This window comes from Nitrincola alkalilacustris (assembly GCF_008973755.1).
Classification (GTDB): domain Bacteria; phylum Pseudomonadota; class Gammaproteobacteria; order Pseudomonadales; family Balneatricaceae; genus Nitrincola; species Nitrincola alkalilacustris.
Genome location: NZ_WBOM01000003.1, coordinates 282,861 through 300,349 on the forward strand (window position 1 = coordinate 282,861; position 17,489 = coordinate 300,349).

Here is a 17,489-nt window from a genome sequence, read left to right on the forward strand (position 1 = left end):
GTGAACCAAGAAAAAGTCAAACAACTACTAGTATGTTGAACGTTGAAGGGGAAAACTAAATGAAAAAGTCACTTATCGCTCTGGCTGTTGCTGGTGCAATGACTGCACCTATGGTTGCAATGGCTGACGCTACTCTGTACGGCCACGTGAACATCGAAGTTCGTAAAGACGATGGCGCTAAAATGGACATCGGTGGTGCAGCTAACTCCGTATCTCGTATCGGTGTTCGCGGTACTGCTGATACTGGCGTTGACGGTCTGGTAGGTTTCTACCACATCGAAATGGGCCTGGCTACTCCAAACGGCGCAACTGCACTGAACACTCGTCTGGCTCACGCTGGTCTGCGCGGTGATTTCGGTTCTTTCGCTCTGGGTACTCAGTGGACTCCACACTACCTGTGGACTACTGGCGCAACTGACGTAATGCTGTCTGGTGCTGCTCGTGTAACTCGTTCTACTGACGTTATCTACCGTGCGTCCAACTCTGCAATGTACATCTCCCCAGACATGGGTGGACTGCAGTTTGCAGGTGGCGTTCTGGCTAGCAGCGCTCGCTCTGACAAGAACATCGATGCATTCAACGTTGCTGCCAAGTACAGCGCTAGCGGCCTGACAGCTTCTCTGTCACACGGCGGTTTCGAGTCATCTTCATTCGCTCTGGATAGCGCTACTGCTGCATCTGTTAGCTACAACTACGGTGCTGGTACAGTTGCTGCTGGCATCTCTCGCAACCGTGTACGCGGCGGTGGCAACACTACTCCGTTCGAACTGGCTGCTACTTACAACGTAACTGACAGCACTACTCTGAAAGCAGCTTACGCTGACTTCCGTGGCAGCGCTAAAGGCTATGCTGTTGAAGTTCAGCACAACCTGGGCAGCATGACTAACCTGTACCTGGGTTACGGTGAAGCCAACTCTTCTCTGGAAGACATGGGCGTTGCTGATACTCTGAGCACTGGTATTCGTGTACGCTTCTAATAGCTAAAGATCTTATTGGAAGTCTTACGGCTTCTATCTGATCACAAAGGCTCCCTTCGGGGAGCCTTTTGCGTTGTGTGAAAGCCTGAAGTTGTTACATAACCAATATCTGCTTTAATCGTAAGCTGGGGGTGTTACAATAAGCCCATCTGAGATTCGGCATACAAGGATTTATAATGCTGGCTACATCTATTCGTAAATCTGCTGCAGTCACCAGTCTGCTTCTGCTGTTTGCTGCTCCCGGTGTTCTGGCAGGCGAGGAGAGCATTAATCTTGATCCTCTGGAGGGGTTCAACAGAGCGATGTTCAGTTTCAATGATGGCGTCGATCGTGTTGCAATCAAGCCATTGACACAGGGTTATCGCTACGTGGTACCTGATGTTGCTCAAACGGGTGTTACGAACTTTTTCAGTAATCTCAGAGATGTCCGTACCCTGCTGAATAATTTGTTGCAGGGGAAGCTTCACAACGCATCTGAGGACTTTGTGCGTTTGTCATTCAATACTGTCTGGGGTATCGGTGGTTTGATTGATGTTGCAACTCCTCTGGGTATACCCAAGAATAATGAAGATTTTGGGCAGACGCTAGGCTACTGGGGCGTGAGTTCCGGGCCGTATATCGTGCTGCCGCTGCTGGGGCCGAGTACTTTCAGGGATACAGCGGGTCTGGTCCCGGATATGATGGCCGATCCGGTTCGATATGTTGATGATCGTGCACTGCGCAATTCTCTTCAGGTTGTACGAGTTCTTGATACACGATCGCGGCTGATGGACTCTGAGCGACTGATATCCGGTGATCGTTATATTTTTGTGCGCGATGCTTACCTACAGCGTCGGGAGTTTTTGATTAATGATGGTCAGGTTGAAATCACGTTTGATGAAACAGATTTTTAAGTGTTTCAAACTCAATGATTTCGTAAAGAGCAGCGAATGTACTTAATCATGAAGGCTAATGAGTCAGTCAGTTAATACGGCCAGTCATTAATGAGCCAACAAGCCCACAATGTTCTGCTGGTATCAGCCTGTACAGAAACAACTGATCGGTTATTTGAGCTATTCGAGCAGTGTGATACAGGCTCTTTGCGAATTATTGTCAGTCGTGATTCGGTGGATGCTGAAAACCAGCTCGAGCATCGTGATTTCATGCTTGCTATCTTCGATCTTGGCTCTTTCGTAACGCCGGAATTCATGTCCATTGCTTCTGCCAGGCTCAATCCCATGCCTGCTATTGCGCTGGTGAGTGATGGAACTGCTGAGCTTATAATTTCTGCCCTCAGGTCCGGTGCAGACGATGTTTTTCTTCCCTCGGATCTTGATCTGCACCCTGATCTTTTCGTTGAATCAATGAGGCGCCAGCTCAAGAGAGCCTTTCATATTGTTGAGGCCAAGCGCCTCAGAGAAAATCTCGAGCGAAGTCTGGATGAGTTGAAGGCTGATCATCGTGCCGCCCAGCAGGTGCAGCAGAATCTTCTTCCGCCTAAAGAGCAAACCATCAATGGCATCCGTTTTGAATATACCCTGACACCTTCACTGCTGCTCAGTGGTGATTTTGTGGATGCGATCGCTATTAATGAACATCAGGTCCTTTTCTATCTCGCTGATATATCCGGGCATGGTGCGTCATCCGCTCTGGTGACAGTGCTGCTGAAAAATATGACGCATCGTCTGTTGCGTAATTACAAACGGCACTCAAGTTTTGATATCCTCTCGCCGATAGCTACTCTGGAGCGTATCAATCGTGAGCTTTTGCTGACAGGGTTGGGCAAGCATCTGACAATGTTTATCGGGCTGCTGGATACAGAATCTTCAAAGCTGGTCTATGCTGTTGGCGGCCATCACCCGATGCCGGTTTTTCATTCTCCGGATTGTACCAGTTACCTGGAGGGTAGAGGTATGCCGGCGGGTCTGTTTGAGACGCCAACTTTCGAGCAGCGCGAGTTGCAACTGCCGCAGACTTTTGCGCTGACACTCTTCTCTGATGGCATTCTTGAAATCATCGATGGTGATAATCTTACAGATAAGGAGGAGAATATTCTGCAGCTATTGAAAGGTGGGTTTGTATCCTCCTTTGATCTTTCAACAAAGTTGATCAAAGCTGATGCTTCGAATCCGGATGATGTGGCAATAATGACTGTGTCTCGAGCTTAGCAATGAATGAAGGTGAAATTTTTTACGCCTGCCAGGATGGGCACTATGTGCTCAAGTTTGTCGGTGAGGTGCGTCTAACGCTTTGTTCAACGATAGATCAGCACCTTGAAAGCCTGCTGTCGCTGGATGAGATTACTGATACATTGATTGATCTGACCGAAACGATCAATATCGATAGTACTTCTCTTGGTCTTATTGCCAAGCTGGCTATAAAGACGGCAGAGCGCAAGATGCCAAAGCCGACACTGGTATCAACCAATCCTGATATCACCCGAATATTGCTGGCCATGGGCTTTGATGAAGTTTTTCTGTTGATTGACACCCTGCCGACCAGTGTCAAGGATCTGAAGAGAGTCCCTTTTGTCCAAGAGTCCGAAGATATTATCAAACAGCGGATTATCGATGCTCACAGAGTGTTGATTGATCTTAATGAGGGTAATCGTTCGGCTTTCAAGGATCTGGTCGAAACGCTCGAAAATTGTGGCTGATATGGTCTTTGTGGGTAATCTGGAAGCCGGTCTGGCCGGCTTCGTTCACTGAAAATCAGGCGATAGTCTATTGACTCAAAAGTGATTCCAGCTTGACCTGATCGGCCGCGAAATTGCGGATGCCTTCGGCAAGTTTCGTGCTGGCCATGGCATCTTCATTGAGCATCCATCTGAATTTGCTTTCGCTGAGGCTGAAGGGCTGGTCTTCGCTGTAGCAATTATCGGCTGTCAACCTCGCATGCAATGGCATGTCGCTGCTCTCCAGCTCCTGCATCAGTGCCGGGCTGATCGTAAGTCGATCGCAACCGGCGAGAGATCGTATCTCATCAGCATTCCTGAAGCTTGCACCCATGACGATGGTGCCATAGCCGTTCGCTTTGTAATAGTTGTAAATGCGCGTCACAGACTCAACGCCTGGGTCGTTATTGCCACTGAAATCCTGATCAGGATAATTGGCTTTGTACCAGTCCAGTATACGTCCTACAAAGGGTGAGATGAGAAATACTCCGGCATCAGCGCAGGCCATCGCCTGACTGAAACCAAATAGCAGTGTCAGGTTGCATTGAATATTGTCGTGCTCAAGAACGCGAGCTGCTTCAATACCCTCCCAGGTTGAGGCGATCTTGATCAAAACTCTGTCCTGAGGGATTTCAAACTCCTGGTAGAGGTCTATCAGGCGCCGGGCACGGTTGATCGTCGCCTGGGTATCAAATGACAGGCGGGCATCCACCTCGGTCGAGATGCGACCGGGAATAATTGACAGAATCTCTTTCCCGATCAGAACGGCCAGCCGATCTGTCATGTTATTCAGCAGCTCCTGGCTGCCGCCTCCCTGTTTTTCTGCCCAGATGCGGGCTTCATCAAGCAGATGGGCATACTTGGGGTCCTGGCTGGCTTTCAGGAGCAAAGAGGGGTTGGTTGTGGCATCAACGGGTTTGAATGCACGAATCGCATCGATATCGCCAGTATCCGCGACAACAGTGGTTATCTGTTTCAGTTGCTCAAGCTGGTCCATTTAGTGGGGCCCTGTCGTTGTTATGTTCTTGAGATACAAATTGCAACGCTTCGCGGTAAACGTCAATAGCTGCACCTGATTTATGCCCATTTTCGCTGATATGACGGCGAAACTGCTTGCCACCACGCTGACCATGAAAAAGTCCGAGAAGGTGTTTCAGAACCGAGTAGAGTGGTGCGCCTTCCTGTAGTTGTGCTTCCAGGTAAGGGATAAATGCTTCGGCGATCTCCAGTCGGGACAAAATCCTGTGGTTATTGCCATAGAGCTCGCAATCAACCTGGCTCAATAATTCGTAGGGGTTTTGATAGGCTTCGCGACCGATCATGACACCATCAAGATGCTCCAGGTGCTGCTGGCATTGATCCAGTGTCTGGATGCCACCATTGATGATGATCTCAAGCTCGGGGAAGTCAGTTTTAATCTGATGGACCCACTCATAACGAAGCGGAGGTACTTCGCGATTCTGTTTCGGACTCAGGCCCTTCAGAATCGCCTTGCGTGCATGGATGATAAAGGTGGAGCAGCCGCTGCCTTTAACAATCTCGATGAAGTTCCTGAGCTGCTCCAGACTTTCCATATCATCTATGCCCAGGCGATGCTTGATGGTGACAGGGATGCTCACTCTTGCCTGCATCTCGGACAGGCACTCGGCCACCAGTTGCGGGTGTGCCATCAGGCAAGCGCCTATCATATTGTTCTGCACACGATCACTTGGGCATCCGACATTGAGGTTAACCTCGTCGTAGCCCCAGTCTTGCGCCATCTGCGCACATTCTGCCAACTCCTGTGGATTGCTGCCTCCCAATTGCAGGGCCAGAGGGTGCTCTGCCTGATCGTAGCGCAGGAATCGCTCACGATTGCCATGAATCAATGCGCCTGTAGTGACCATCTCGGTATATAGCAGTGCATGCTGTGATAATAGACGGTGGAAGTAGCGGCAATGCCGGTCCGTCCAGTCCATCATAGGCGCAACGCTGAAGCGGCGATTAACATTGTCTGCAGGTGGGTTTTGGCGTGGTGCCTGGGTCAGGCTGCTTGGTATCTGGCTGGTGGGCATCTAAAAAGGATCTTTCTGTTAAAAGTGAGCTGTTAAAGCAATCTTGATGGTGAAGGAGGTATCATAACATATTTGTGTTGAAGTGCCGGGGAGTGGCAGGGTACAGGCAAAAAAACGCCGCATCCTAAGATGCGGCGGTATCGCAGTGCCCCTCGAGTGCGATCAAAAAAGCTTGCTTTCAGTACGCATAGTGTCTTCCAGCTTGCTTGATCTATATAAAGCACATTGCGTGCCAATATTATATTATTTATTAATATCAATGGCTTATTATTTTGTCATGCTTTTGCTGATACACAAGATCACTAGATGGCTGCCAATTTCGGGGCGTGTTTCCGTTCAGGTGCACACTTATCGTGCATGTTTCTGCTACCTGTGCTGTGGTAGTTTTCAACCCAGTTGGCCATAGCCGATGCGGCCTGTGGCGCGCTATAATTGCGCCTTTGTCCATTAGTACATTTGTCCAATTCGCAATGAGTACAAGAGATTATGACTGTTCGCACACGCGTTGCTCCTTCTCCTACCGGTGACCCTCATGTCGGTACAGCTTATATAGCACTGTTCAATCTGGCGTTTGCACGTCAGCATGGAGGGCAGTTCATTCTGCGAATAGAGGATACCGATCAGACCAGAAGTACGGCGGAGTTCGAGCAGGCGATTCTCGATTCGCTGCGCTGGCTTGGATTGGAGTGGGACGAAGGTCCGGATGTCGGCGGTCCGCATGGCCCTTATCGTCAGAGTGAGCGTAAGCATATCTATAAGGACTATGCACTTGAGCTGGTAGAGAAGGGGTTCGCGTTCCATTGCTATCGTACGCCGGAAGAACTGGATGAACTCAGAGAGCTTCGTCGTGCAGAGGGTAAGCATACTGCACTGAAGCAGAGCGATCTGGCGCTGCCTGAAGATGAGGTTGCCCGTCGCGCCGCCGCAGAAATGCCCTTTGTGATCCGCATGGTAGTGCCGGAAGAGGGTGTCTGTGAGATAGAGGACATGCTGCGTGGGACCATTGAGATGGACTGGGGGCAGGTGGATGCACAGATTCTGCTGAAGTCTGATGGCATGCCAACCTACCATCTTGCCAATATTGTTGATGATCACCTGATGGGCATCACCCATGTTATCCGTGGCGAGGAGTGGATCAACTCTGCACCCAAGCATAAGCTGCTGTATCAGTATTTCGGATGGGATATGCCGGTCCTGTGCCATATGCCACTGTTGCGTAACCCGGATAAATCCAAGTTGTCCAAACGCAAGAACCCGACCAGTATTCTGTACTACAAGCGCATGGGATATCTGCCCGAAGCCTTGTTGAACTATCTTGGCCGCATGGGGTGGTCGATGCCGGATGAGCGTGAAAAATTCACGCGCCAGGAGATGTTCGAGCACTTTGATCTGACGCGTGTGTCGCTTGGCGGACCAGTCTTTGATCAGGAGAAGCTGAGCTGGCTGAATGGTACCTGGATTCGTGAAGATCTGAGTCCCGAGCAGTTCGCCCAGGCGTTTATCGAGTGGGGGCTTAATCCTGAGTACCTTAAATCGATTATCCCGTTGATTCAGTCGCGTGTTGAGCGCTTCTCAGATGTTGCGCCACTGGCTGGTTTCTTCCTCTCGGGGATGTTGCCGATCAATGAAGAGAGCTTTGCGCATAAAAACCTCACACTGGATGATGTGCGTCGAATTCTGCAGTTTGCTGCCTGGCAGCTTGATCAGCAGACCGACTGGGATAAGGATGTGCTGTTTGGTGTATTGAAGCAGCTGGCTGAGTCTCTGGGCTTCAAGATTCGTGACTTCCTGTTTCCGCTGTTTGTGGCGGTCACAGGAACCAGTCAGAGCGTATCCGTTGTGGATGCCATGGGTATCCTGGGGCCGGATATGAGTCGTGCCCGAGTGCGATTTGCGCTGGATAAGGTCGGTGGTCCATCCAAGAAGGAAGCCAAGCGCTGGGAGAAGGAGTTTCAGGCTCTGCAACTGGGTTGAGGAAAAATCAGGCGTGTTTCAATAATTTATACCAATAACTTGTTGACAAGAAAAGGACGGGGCCTTAATATTTGCCCCGTCTTCAGATGGGGCCTTAGCTCAGCTGGGAGAGCGCGACGCTGGCAGCGTCGAGGTCAGGGGTTCGATCCCCCTAGGCTCCACCATCCTTGAAGATAGCAAGTCCTGCGTTGATATACCCCACTTCACCACCTCTTTTCAGCCTGATGCTGTTAGTAAACTGATATGCTCATGCGTGCCATGAACTGATAGTCTCGCGTTTTCGTATTGTCTAAATCATCTGTATTAAGGTTCATACAGGATTTTGCTGCTGTTTCGGGTATAGGGATCTGCCTCAGGCGTATTATATTTGACTGGCACTGGGGATTTGGATGTTGCTGTCTCGTATTTCTGATTTTGAGCGTGAGGCGGGTGATCAGTCCTGCTATCAGGAGTTGAGTGATGGTTGGTCGATAGCTGTCGCTGATGTGATCGCAAGTACGCAACTGGCTCTTGCTGGGCGTGATCGTGATGTTAACTTTATAGCCGCCTGTGTTGTTGCTGTTCTTACGGAAGTAATGAGCAGTGAGGAGGCGCCTGCCGCCATTCAGTTTGGTGGTGATGGTGCAGTTGCTGCGGTACCGGAGGAGCATTACAAAGCGGTCGAATCTGTGCTGGCTGCACTGGCGTATTGGTCTCAGAGCCAATTTGGTATCCCCTTACGGGTAGGTCTTGTACCTGTTGCTGATTTGAAAAAAGCTGGCCATTCAGCCTATGCAACTCTACATGATATGGGCAATGGCAATGCGTTTGGCTTATTTCTTGGTACAGGGATTATTGAGGCTGACCGTTGGGTCAAGCAGGATTCGAAATGGCGATTGTCCCCCAGGGAGGGAGCGCTGCCGGGAATAGATAATCTTTCCTGTCGCTGGCAGCCTTTACCTGCAAAGCGTGGCAAGGTGATGTGCATGATCATCGATCCACTGGAAGGGCGCGATGATACTCTCAAGCAGGTATTGGCTGATATCAGTGCCTGTGTGCCTGGTGGGGTAGCGGCACCAGTTGGTCCTGTTCAGACGCTGACTCCGCCTGCCTGGCCTTCATGGCAGTCATTGAGGCGTGAGCTGCGATTACCATCATCCAGTGGAGTTATTTCCAGAGTTTTCAGAGCTTTTATCGGATCCGGAATACTGCATCTGGCTTACCGCCTTGGTGGGCGTTTGGGGGGTGTGGATGCTGGGCGCTACCTCAAGTCTCTGGTGCAGCGAACAGACTATCGTAAGCAGGCGGGTGGCCCAAGGCTGGTGCTGGACGTGACCGAGGAGGAGATTATTCGGATTGAGGAGGTGCTGCGTATTGCGGAGTATGATGGCAGGATTTTGTACGGCACCTCTTTCAGTGATGCAGCAACCATGACCTGTCTGGTGGGTGATTTTCAGGCAGACAGGCATGTTCATTTTGTTGACGGAGAGGAGCTTGGCTTCTGGCGTGCATCTCTGGTGCTGAAGGATAAGCTGGTGCAGCGAATGGAATGGGTAAATAAGGGTGTCAGCTCAGATTAAACTCCTGCCCGCAGGAAAGTACCACCAGATCCTGGTCCGGCAGACGGTGCTGGAGCTCTTCGATAATCTGTTTTGTATAGCTGGGCTTCAGGTGAGAGATCCAGATATGTTTCGGCTTTTGGTCCAGCTCTGACAGTAATGTCTGCAGCATGCTCGGCGTGAGATGTTTGGAGAGTTTGGCCAGGGTTTCCATATGGTCCGGCATCGCGCACTCAACCATCAGCGTATTAATTGGACCCAGCCTGTTCAGATTGCTGACAACCAGGGGGCTGAGTGTGGTATCGCTGGTGAATACAAAAACCGGGCAGTCCTTCTTTTCGACTCTGTAGCCACAGGTCGGCACGACATGGTCCGAAGGGAAGGGGGTCAGAGTGTGAGTGCCGGTATCGATTGGTTCCCAGTGTGTAACTGGAATGAAGCGCAGGACCGGGTTTTCTTTGTCTGGCAATAGTGTGAAGTCAGGCCAGATGGACCAGTTGAACATGTGCAGCTTGAGTGCTTCGATCACTTCCGGTAGCGCATGGACCTCAATAGGGCGCTTGAGCTTATCAAAAAGATTGTCAATCAACAGTGGCAGAAAGCAGATATGATCAAGATGAGCATGAGTCAGGAATATACGTTGTATTTGAGCCAGCTCCAATTGAGTCAGACATCCAAGGCCTGTTCCTGCATCGATAAGTGTGTGCTTATCAATGCGGATGCAGGTGGTGTGCTGATTAGCTCCCATGCCGCCGCTACAGCCTAGAATCTCTACCTTCAAGTTTTTATCCTTTTATTGATTTAAAGATAGTAATCAAGTGTTGTTATCTTATCCCATGTAACTCTTGAATCCATCCAGAAGCATCTGAACAGATATTGAGATTAATATCATTCCCATCAGGCGCTCAATCGCTTTTAATCCTCTGGCGCCCAGTAGTTTGAAAAGCCCCTGTGAGGAGAGCAGGATGATCGCGCTGAGAAACCAGGCGCCGCCCAGTGCCATGAGCCAGTCAACGCTTCTATCAGGGCCTGTATCGGCCAGCAGAACAAGTGTCGCCAGTACCGAGGGGCCGGCAATCAAGGGTACTGCCAGGGGAACAACCAGAGGCTCCCCGTCTGATCCATCGTCTCCCATTACGCCGCCTCGGGATGGGAAGATCATCCGGATCGCAATAATCATCAGCACAAGGCCGCCACCTATGGCAACCGCTTCGCGCGACAGGCCAAGTACTTTCAGTATGACAGGGCCGGAAAAGAGAAACAGCAGCATGATCATCAGAGCGATGATCAGTTCGCGGATCAGTATTTTGATTCTTCTCTCAGGGGCTACTTTTGATAATACCGATAAGAATATCGGGATATTACCCAGTGGGTCCATGATCAGAAACAGGGTAACGGCGACTGCAAAAGTTTCCATGATATGCCTTGTGGATAGAGTGCTTATTAATATCTGAAGCTGAAGACGGGCAGCTAGAGCCAGAATCTTATAAATGCATGATAGACGAGAGGATTATATTTTTCCTTCTGAAATATCGCGCATTTTCGTGGATTTTCTGCTTTGCCATAGCCCATAAAGGAAAAAGCCCATGGCGATCCAGATAAGGATGAAGGTGATCAGGCGTTGAGGAGGATAGGATTCATTGAAAATAAACACTGCAATCAGGAATTGCAGTGTCGGATTCAGGTACATGATAAATCCGACAACTGAGAGATCAAGCCGCTTGGCGGCCGCTGCGAATAGCAGTAGCGGTACCGCCGTCACTATGCCTGACATGATCATCAGGGAGGTGCTCAGGGTGTTGCCTGAAAAGAATGCCATCGATCTGCCTGTTTGCAGTTGCCACAAAATCCACCCTAGTGCCAGAGGTAAAATAAGCAGCGTTTCCACAGTCAGGCCGTTTAGGCTATCAACCGGTTGCTGCTTGCGAACCAGTCCATAAAAGCCGAAGGAGAGGGCGAGCGTCAAGGATATCCAGGGGAGTTTGCCCAGCATGATCAGCTCAAGCAGAACTGCTACTGCAGCCAGTGCCCCAGCAATCGCCTGCAGTGGGTGCATGCTTTCCTTAAGTATGATTCGACCAAGGAAGAGACTTACCAAGGGGGTCATGAAGTAGCCGAGACTGGACTCAAGAACACGCTGCTGACTCACGGCCCATATGAAGATCAGCCAGTTTGTTGCGATCAATAAGGAGGATAGCATCAGCCAGCCAAGCGCACGCTTATCCCGCAGCAGGGTGGTCAGGGTGCTCAGCCTGCGAAGCATCAGAATCACAATTGTGGTTGCGACGAAGGACCAGATAATTCTATGTACAAGTACCTCAAAAGAGGGAACTTGAGACAGTAGATTGAAGAATAGAGGAAAGCATCCCCAGATCGTGTAAGCTGCAAGTGCTAACAGCAGTCCTTGCATGTTTGTTGTCTCCGGGGTGCGTTTTCGTAGGAGCGCAGGCCTCAAGGGCTGGCCTGTGATGCTTAACGCATCGCCAGGCGCTGTTCCTGATTTCCTTCGATCATGCTGACCATCTGAGATACGCGCTCGTTGAACTGAGCGAGCTGCTCTTTAGGTACTGAGCTCGCAAGTGGGATATTGGCTGTCATGGCATTTACCGGACGACCGTTCACATGGAGTTCGAAGTGAAGGTGGGGGCCTGTTGTACGGCCTGTATTGCCAGACAGTCCAATGCGCTGTCCGCGTTTGACAGTCTGGCCGCGCTTCACCAGGAAACGGTCAAGGTGCAGGTAACGCGTTTTATACTGGCTGCCATGCGATATTTCTATGTACTTGCCTGCGTATGGGTGATTCTCTACCCGTGTTACTACGCCGTCGCCTGTTGTCAGAACCGGTGTGCCTATCGGCATGGCATAGTCGGTACCATTATGCGGCGACACGCGCCCTGTTACGGGGTGCAGTCTGCGTGGATTAAAGGATGAGCTGATACGATAGCGGCCATTTGTAGGGTTGCGCATGAAGGCGCGGGCCAGGCTTTCACCGTTGGCATCATAGTAATTGCCGTCGTCAAACAGGAAGGCAGTATAGTTGCGTCTGCTTTGCAGTAAGCGTACGGCTTCGATACGAGACTGGCCTGTGTATTCATCACCGACACGCTGGCTGGTACGAACAACCTGAAAAACATCACCAGCCTGAATCTGGCGGGCAAAATCGACTTGTTCCTTGAAAAGGTCGCTGATTTCAGCGATTTCGGACTTGGTCAGACCTTCCCTTATTGCGGATGCATAGAAGCTGCCATGTATCTCACCGGATACTATCTGGTGTTCCCATTCGCCATCGTCGATAACTTCCTGGTACTCAAAAGCGTTATCAGATACGCGCTGGTAGTGGATTCTGTTGCCGGCATGAATATACAGTTCCATCTCATCAAGAAGGCCTGTAGTTTCATTCATTCTGAATGTCAGTATGTTGCCCGGACGAAGCGTGTCGAGGGCGAGGAGTGACTGATCTGCAGCCAGAATGTAGTGCATGACAGCCTGGCTCACCTGTGCTTTGTCAAACAGGCTACCCAGAGTGTCGCCGGGCTCTATGGTGAATTTCAGTTCTGAAGGCGCTTTGGCAGTGACATGATTGTCTGCTGTCTGTAGATCCATCTGGGGCTCATCGGAAATGTCAGAAATGAGCTCGGCAGTAGCTTCCTGAATAGCTTCAGGCAGATCCGGTGTGTTGGGTTCCGCCCCTAAGTGAACAGGCTCCTCAAGACTGGCAAGCATCGGCTCAGCCGGTGCCACTCTCTGAAGGTCTGCGGGGGTGTTGTGGGTTGATGGATTCAGGTTGGCGCTACGATTGGAGTTCCCATGCTGAGACTCATGTTGAGCTGGCTTGATAATGACGGCCTGCTGAACGCCTTCACCCTGTGTCGGCCATACCAGGGCTACCATAACGGTAACCGTCGCGACAGAGAGTCCCCCTAAATGCAATACAGGAATTCTATTCCAGCAATTTCTGACTAACTGTGCTTTTCCAAGATGCATCTGCGCCCCGCATTATCCCCGTTGTATATTTACTATATTATTATTGCGAAACATTACACTTCATATACTGTTTTTTTGCAACCGCAGAGGCTGATTAATTTCCGGAATAATGCTTTATATCAATAGAAAAGCGTCGCTGCACACTGCATTATCAAGGTGACAGATAGTTTTTCTGTTTATTTATTAACCAATACTGCAGCAGTAGATCGGAGAGGTTTATGTATATTTACAACGAGCATTCACCCTGGCGCATACTGCTCAGCGAGAGGGGTGCAGTTGAAGCAGCCAGTTGGCCAGCGGCCTTGCACTCACTCAAGTCGGTCTTGCAGGAAATGTATGGTTCACCTGACCTGGGCGCAGCCAGACGTTTACAGCCCGACATGGTCAGGGAGCTGTTTGCGCTGGATATCCCCGCCTGGCGAATCAGTCAGTTACTCAGTGATCATAACGACTGGGTTTACCGGCGCAGTATTGAGCTGTCGCTGGAGGAGATGCTGGCGCAGGGCTGGGGCTCGCCGCCTTGTCGTTTCTGTATCTTGTCGCTGGGTTCTGGAGCCAGGCACGAAAGTCTGCTGAGTCCGGATCAGGATAATGCCATGATTATCGAATCCTATCCGGATCAACAGCACCATGAAATTGACACCTGGTTCCAAGCTCTGGCCGAACGTTTTACTGATCGTCTTGATCAGGCTGATATACCACTTTGCAAGGGTCATGTAATGGCGCGCTGGCCCTTATGGCGAAAAAATCTTGATCAGTGGTGTGAGCAGATGCGCTTTTGGACCCGGCGTCGGGTTGTCAGACAGGTGCAGTTCTCCAATATACTGCTGGATTTTTATCCGGTTTATGGTGATGTTTCTCTATGTGAGGCATTTCGTGATTGTATCGTGGAGATAATGCCGAATGCAGGGTTGTTTCTTGGGGAAATGAGTGATCTGCTGGATGAAACACCTGTGGCACTGGATCGTTTCGGTCGTGTTCAGGGAGATGGTCGTGATGCACCTCATGCCACGGCCTTGAATATTAAACGGCAGGGTCTGTTGCCCTTGCAGAGTGCGCTGAGGTTGTTGTCGTTGCGTGCGGGGATCAGGGCGATTGACAGTCGCGGGAGGTTGAGGGCGCTGGTTGAATGCAGGGTGATCAGTGAGCGCGAGGCATCTGCTCTGGATGCTGCACTGGGGCGCCTGCAGTCACTCCTGTTGCAGTCACAGATGGCCAGCCTGGAGCAGGGTCGGATGGTCGACGGGTGGATAAACCAGGGGCAACTGGATGAAGCTGGTCTGCAGTTGCTTCGGCTGGACCTGCTCCAGATACAGCAGTTGCAGAAGCGTGCCAGGGTGCAGGCTCACTCCTGAGTAATTACACGTTGATCAGGGGCGCAAGGAAGCTCCATCACCAAACGAGCACCGCCCAGGTTTTCGGGATCCTCTACCCATAGTCGGCCGCCCAGATGAGCAAGGATGCCACGACAGATAGGTAAGCCCAGTCCTGTACCTTTGGGGCGGCCTTTGGGTTGGGTAATGCTGCCTTGCTCAACCTGATGAAATTTCTCAAATACCAGCTCGCGCTGATTTTCGGGGATTCCTTCACCGTTATCCTCAACGCTGAGTCTGAAACAGTGCCCGACCACCTCCAGTGTGACATTGACCCGCCCGTCCTGAGTGGAGGCAAATTTACGGGCATTATCCAGCAGGTTGATCATTACCTGTTGCAGTCGGTCGGGATCTGCCACTACCTCTGCACAATCTCTGGCCAGTGACACTTTCAACTCAATCGAGCGCTCTTCGTAGAGGCGGGCAACAGCATCAATTGATTGGTGCAGTGCCTGAACCAGGTCCAGCCTTTCAGGCTTTAGCGTCATGCGCCCTGACTCCAGGCGAGCCAGATCCAGTATCTCCTCTATCAGGCGAGACAGTCGCTCACTCTCCCGAACGATCACATCCAGAAAGTGGGCTTTTTTCTCATCATTCAGATTGGGAGTGTCGCGAAGTATTTCGGCAAAGGCGCGAATGGATGTCAGAGGGGTACGCAGCTCATGGCTGACCATGGCGACAAACTCATCCTTGAGTCGATCCAGTTCGCGTAAGCGATCATTTGCCGAGCGCAGCTCTTCACCTATTCTGGCCAGCTCCTTGGATTTCTGTTCAAGCTGGCGGTTGTACTCCAGTGTCTGAGAGGTGGTATCAAGGATGCTGAGAACGGCATTCAGGTCCAGCGCTTCACCCTTGACCACTGAGTTGATCAGTACCCTTGCTGAAGAGTTTCCCAGTGCACCAGCCAACTGCTTTTCGGCACTGGCGATCAACCCGGGTGAGGCGGTCAGAGTATCGTCATCTATTTTTGTTTCTCTGGCCGCGGTATCAGGTTGGTATTGGGTGAACAGCCTTTGTGTTGCTCGGTGGCCGAGATAGCGGTGAATCAGGCGTCGCAACTCTCCCCGGCTGGTCTGACCACGCCAGAGTGGAGTGTTTTGCAGAGCGTCCTGTCGCAGCGCCTCGGTAAAAAGTGCCGCCTGTGTCTGCTCCAGATTGGACTGGCGGGTAAAGAGGGAGACAACGACGATCAATCCCACATTCACCAGCATGGTCCAGAAGAGAGCATGGGTATAGATATCATATCCTTCCAGTCCAAAGAGGTTGTATGGGCGAAGCCAGGCTATACCCCAGGGGCCGTCGTTCAGCAGGCTGACATCAATCCAGCCTGACTGGGCAAATCCCGGAATCAGAAGAGTATGACACCAGACAGCAAAACCGCCGATAAGACCAGCAGCAGCACCTGCCTGAGTGGCTCCACGCCAGAAAAGCCCCAGCAGGAGGGCGGGAGCAAATTGGGCCGCTGCCGCAAACGAGACCAGGCCGATGGTGACAAGGCTGTAGGAGTCGCCGATCAGCGCATGATAGAGATAGCCCAGAAACAGAATCAGAATGATGGCGATGCGTCGAATTCCCAGCAGTAAGCCGCTGAGGTCCTCCTGCTGTTCTATATTCAGGCTGCGCATTTTCAGCAGCATTGGCATGACCAGTTGGTTGCTGATCATTGTGGACAGGGCGATCGTCTCGACAATCATCATGCCTGTTGCTGCTGAAAGGCCACCGATGAAAACGAATAATGACAGTACCTCTTTCCCGGCGGCCAGTGGCAGAGTCAGTACGAAGCTGTCGGGTGATTGTGCTGCACTGCCCAGCATAAGGCCGGCCAGGGCTACCGGTATGACAAAGATGTTGATGGCAAACAGGTATAGCGGAAACATCCAGCTGGCGCGGCGCAGGTGGTTTTCATCCACATTCTCTACAACCAGTACCTGAAACTGGCGTGGCAGCGTGATAAAGGCCAGTGTCGACAGCACCAGCAGACCCACCCAGCCTGCGCTGCCACCGGGTACGTCGGCGAGACTGAGGCTTTGAGCCAGCTCAGGATGCTCGGCGGCGCGTTGAAACAGATCGACCGGTCCGGAGTAGAGAAAAAAAGTGACAAAAATACCGACAGCAAGGAAAGCGAGGAGTTTGATAATCGACTCGAAGGCGATGGCGGTGACCATTCCTTCATGACGCTCACTGGCATCAAGCTGCCGAGTACCGAACAGAATGATAAACACCGCCAGTACTATGGCAATCCAGAAGGACTTGTCGAGCAGAAACAGTCCGTCGGGTGTATGGTCGGTTGCGCTACCCGGATAGCTGGTGAGGACGCCGTAACTGATGGTGATCGCTTTAAGTTGCAGCGCGATATAGGGAATGACGCCGATGACCGCTATCAGGGCGACCAGTGCACCGATGCGGCCGCTTTTGCCATAACGCGCGCTGATGAAGTCGGCAATAGATGTGATTCTCTGCGCACGCGCTATTCTGACCATTTTGCGTATCAGCAACCAGCCGAGCAGCATGGCAAGGGTGGGGCCGAAATATATCAGCAGAAAACTGGGGCCATGCTCGGCGGCGCGTCCGACACTGCCGTAGAAGGTCCAGGCTGTGCAGTATACGGCAATTGACAGTGCATAAACGGTTGAGGAGCCAATCACAGAGCGGCCCTTCTCCGCTCTTCTATCTCCCCAGGCAGCAATAATGAACAGCAGTGCAAGATAGCCGAAGGCGATGATCAGTATGATCGGATCACTCCTCATGGCTACGCTCCACTACCAGAGCTGTCAGCAGTATGAGAATCAGCCAGGCAGCAAAAAGGTACAGGGGCAGCCAGGACAGGCCATTGCTGGCCGGAGTATCAAAAATCAGCAGAATGGGAGGGGTAAAAAAGAGTACGCCCAGAAGTGTCAGTGGGATGAGTCGACTCAGTAGCGTTCGTTTCTGCATGC

15 protein-coding genes and 1 tRNA gene are annotated in these 17,489 nt (G+C 51.3%); 8 read left to right on the forward strand and 8 right to left on the reverse strand.

All coding sequences use genetic code 11. The features are described 5' to 3' along the window. The first annotated feature begins 59 nt into the window (after window positions 1-59). The 4 genes from F7R27_RS06835 to F7R27_RS06850 all read left to right on the forward strand — a co-directional run bounded on the left by F7R27_RS06835 (window position 60) and on the right by F7R27_RS06850 (window position 3,612). The gene (locus tag F7R27_RS06835; protein ID WP_151703480.1) at window positions 60-977 is read left to right on the forward strand and encodes a porin; all 918 of its coding nucleotides are present in this window, start codon (window positions 60-62) and stop codon (window positions 975-977) included. A 176-nt stretch (window positions 978-1,153) separates the two neighbouring features. Beyond that, entirely contained in the window at window positions 1,154-1,870 is a 717-nt protein-coding gene (locus F7R27_RS06840; RefSeq protein ID WP_151703481.1) for an MlaA family lipoprotein, read from the forward strand. 90 nt (window positions 1,871-1,960) lie between these two features. After that, window positions 1,961-3,124 (forward strand): PP2C family protein-serine/threonine phosphatase, encoded by a 1,164-nt coding sequence (locus F7R27_RS06845; protein ID WP_151703482.1) that lies wholly within the window; start codon window positions 1,961-1,963, stop codon window positions 3,122-3,124. Between the two features lie 2 nt (window positions 3,125-3,126). Further along, window positions 3,127-3,612 (forward strand): STAS domain-containing protein, encoded by a 486-nt coding sequence (locus tag F7R27_RS06850; RefSeq protein WP_151703483.1) that lies wholly within the window; start codon window positions 3,127-3,129, stop codon window positions 3,610-3,612. A 67-nt stretch (window positions 3,613-3,679) separates the two neighbouring features. Here F7R27_RS06850 and tal read toward each other — a convergent pair whose 3' ends face one another. Together tal and dusA are read right to left on the reverse strand one after the other, a co-directional pair. Beyond that, on the reverse strand, window positions 3,680-4,627 hold the full coding sequence (tal, locus tag F7R27_RS06855; RefSeq protein ID WP_151703484.1) for a transaldolase: 948 nt from the start codon (window positions 4,625-4,627) through the stop codon (window positions 3,680-3,682). Continuing rightward, window positions 4,614-5,684 (reverse strand): tRNA dihydrouridine(20/20a) synthase DusA, encoded by a 1,071-nt coding sequence (dusA, locus tag F7R27_RS06860; RefSeq protein ID WP_151703485.1) that lies wholly within the window; start codon window positions 5,682-5,684, stop codon window positions 4,614-4,616. The genes tal and dusA overlap by 14 nt, the downstream gene beginning before the upstream one ends. A 486-nt stretch (window positions 5,685-6,170) precedes the next feature. Here dusA and gltX point away from each other — a divergent pair, with 486 nt between their 5' ends. The 3 genes from gltX to F7R27_RS06875 all read left to right on the forward strand — a co-directional run bounded on the left by gltX (window position 6,171) and on the right by F7R27_RS06875 (window position 9,217). After that, a complete protein-coding gene (gene gltX, locus F7R27_RS06865) occupies window positions 6,171-7,658 on the forward strand; it encodes a glutamate--tRNA ligase (RefSeq protein ID WP_151703486.1) in 1,488 nt (495 codons plus the stop codon). 88 nt (window positions 7,659-7,746) lie between these two features. After that, window positions 7,747-7,822: transfer RNA gene (locus tag F7R27_RS06870), tRNA-Ala, on the forward strand. A gap of 225 nt (window positions 7,823-8,047) precedes the next feature. Then, entirely contained in the window at window positions 8,048-9,217 is a 1,170-nt protein-coding gene (locus F7R27_RS06875; protein WP_151703487.1) for a DUF3095 family protein, read from the forward strand. On the opposite strand, the gene F7R27_RS06880 is transcribed toward F7R27_RS06875, so the two are convergent. The 4 genes from F7R27_RS06880 to F7R27_RS06895 form a co-directional block, all read right to left on the reverse strand. Next, window positions 9,204-9,977, reverse strand: coding sequence for a 3',5'-cyclic-nucleotide phosphodiesterase (locus F7R27_RS06880; RefSeq protein WP_151703488.1), 774 nt, complete (start codon window positions 9,975-9,977; stop codon window positions 9,204-9,206). The two genes, F7R27_RS06875 and F7R27_RS06880, sit on opposite strands and share 14 nt — an antisense overlap. Window positions 9,978-10,025: 48 nt before the next feature. Then, window positions 10,026-10,613: a YhgN family NAAT transporter gene (locus F7R27_RS06885; protein WP_151703489.1), complete on the reverse strand. Its 588-nt coding sequence runs from the start codon at window positions 10,611-10,613 to the stop codon at window positions 10,026-10,028. Between the two features lie 93 nt (window positions 10,614-10,706). Further along, window positions 10,707-11,606: an EamA family transporter RarD gene (gene rarD / locus F7R27_RS06890; protein ID WP_151703490.1), complete on the reverse strand. Its 900-nt coding sequence runs from the start codon at window positions 11,604-11,606 to the stop codon at window positions 10,707-10,709. Between the two features lie 62 nt (window positions 11,607-11,668). Next, on the reverse strand, window positions 11,669-13,087 hold the full coding sequence (locus F7R27_RS06895; protein ID WP_168927449.1) for a peptidoglycan DD-metalloendopeptidase family protein: 1,419 nt from the start codon (window positions 13,085-13,087) through the stop codon (window positions 11,669-11,671). A 311-nt stretch (window positions 13,088-13,398) separates the two neighbouring features. On the opposite strand from F7R27_RS06895, the gene F7R27_RS06900 reads away from it, so the two are divergent. Continuing rightward, window positions 13,399-14,535: a DUF294 nucleotidyltransferase-like domain-containing protein gene (locus F7R27_RS06900; protein WP_151703492.1), complete on the forward strand. Its 1,137-nt coding sequence runs from the start codon at window positions 13,399-13,401 to the stop codon at window positions 14,533-14,535. On the opposite strand, the gene F7R27_RS06905 is transcribed toward F7R27_RS06900, so the two are convergent. After that, complete coding sequence (locus tag F7R27_RS06905) at window positions 14,526-17,300, reverse strand: sensor histidine kinase (protein ID WP_151703493.1); 2,775 nt, start codon at window positions 17,298-17,300, stop codon at window positions 14,526-14,528. The two genes, F7R27_RS06900 and F7R27_RS06905, sit on opposite strands and share 10 nt — an antisense overlap. Next, entirely contained in the window at window positions 17,290-17,487 is a 198-nt protein-coding gene (locus F7R27_RS06910; protein ID WP_151703494.1) for a hypothetical protein, read from the reverse strand. The genes F7R27_RS06905 and F7R27_RS06910 overlap by 11 nt, the downstream gene beginning before the upstream one ends. Window positions 17,488-17,489: the final 2 nt, after the last annotated feature.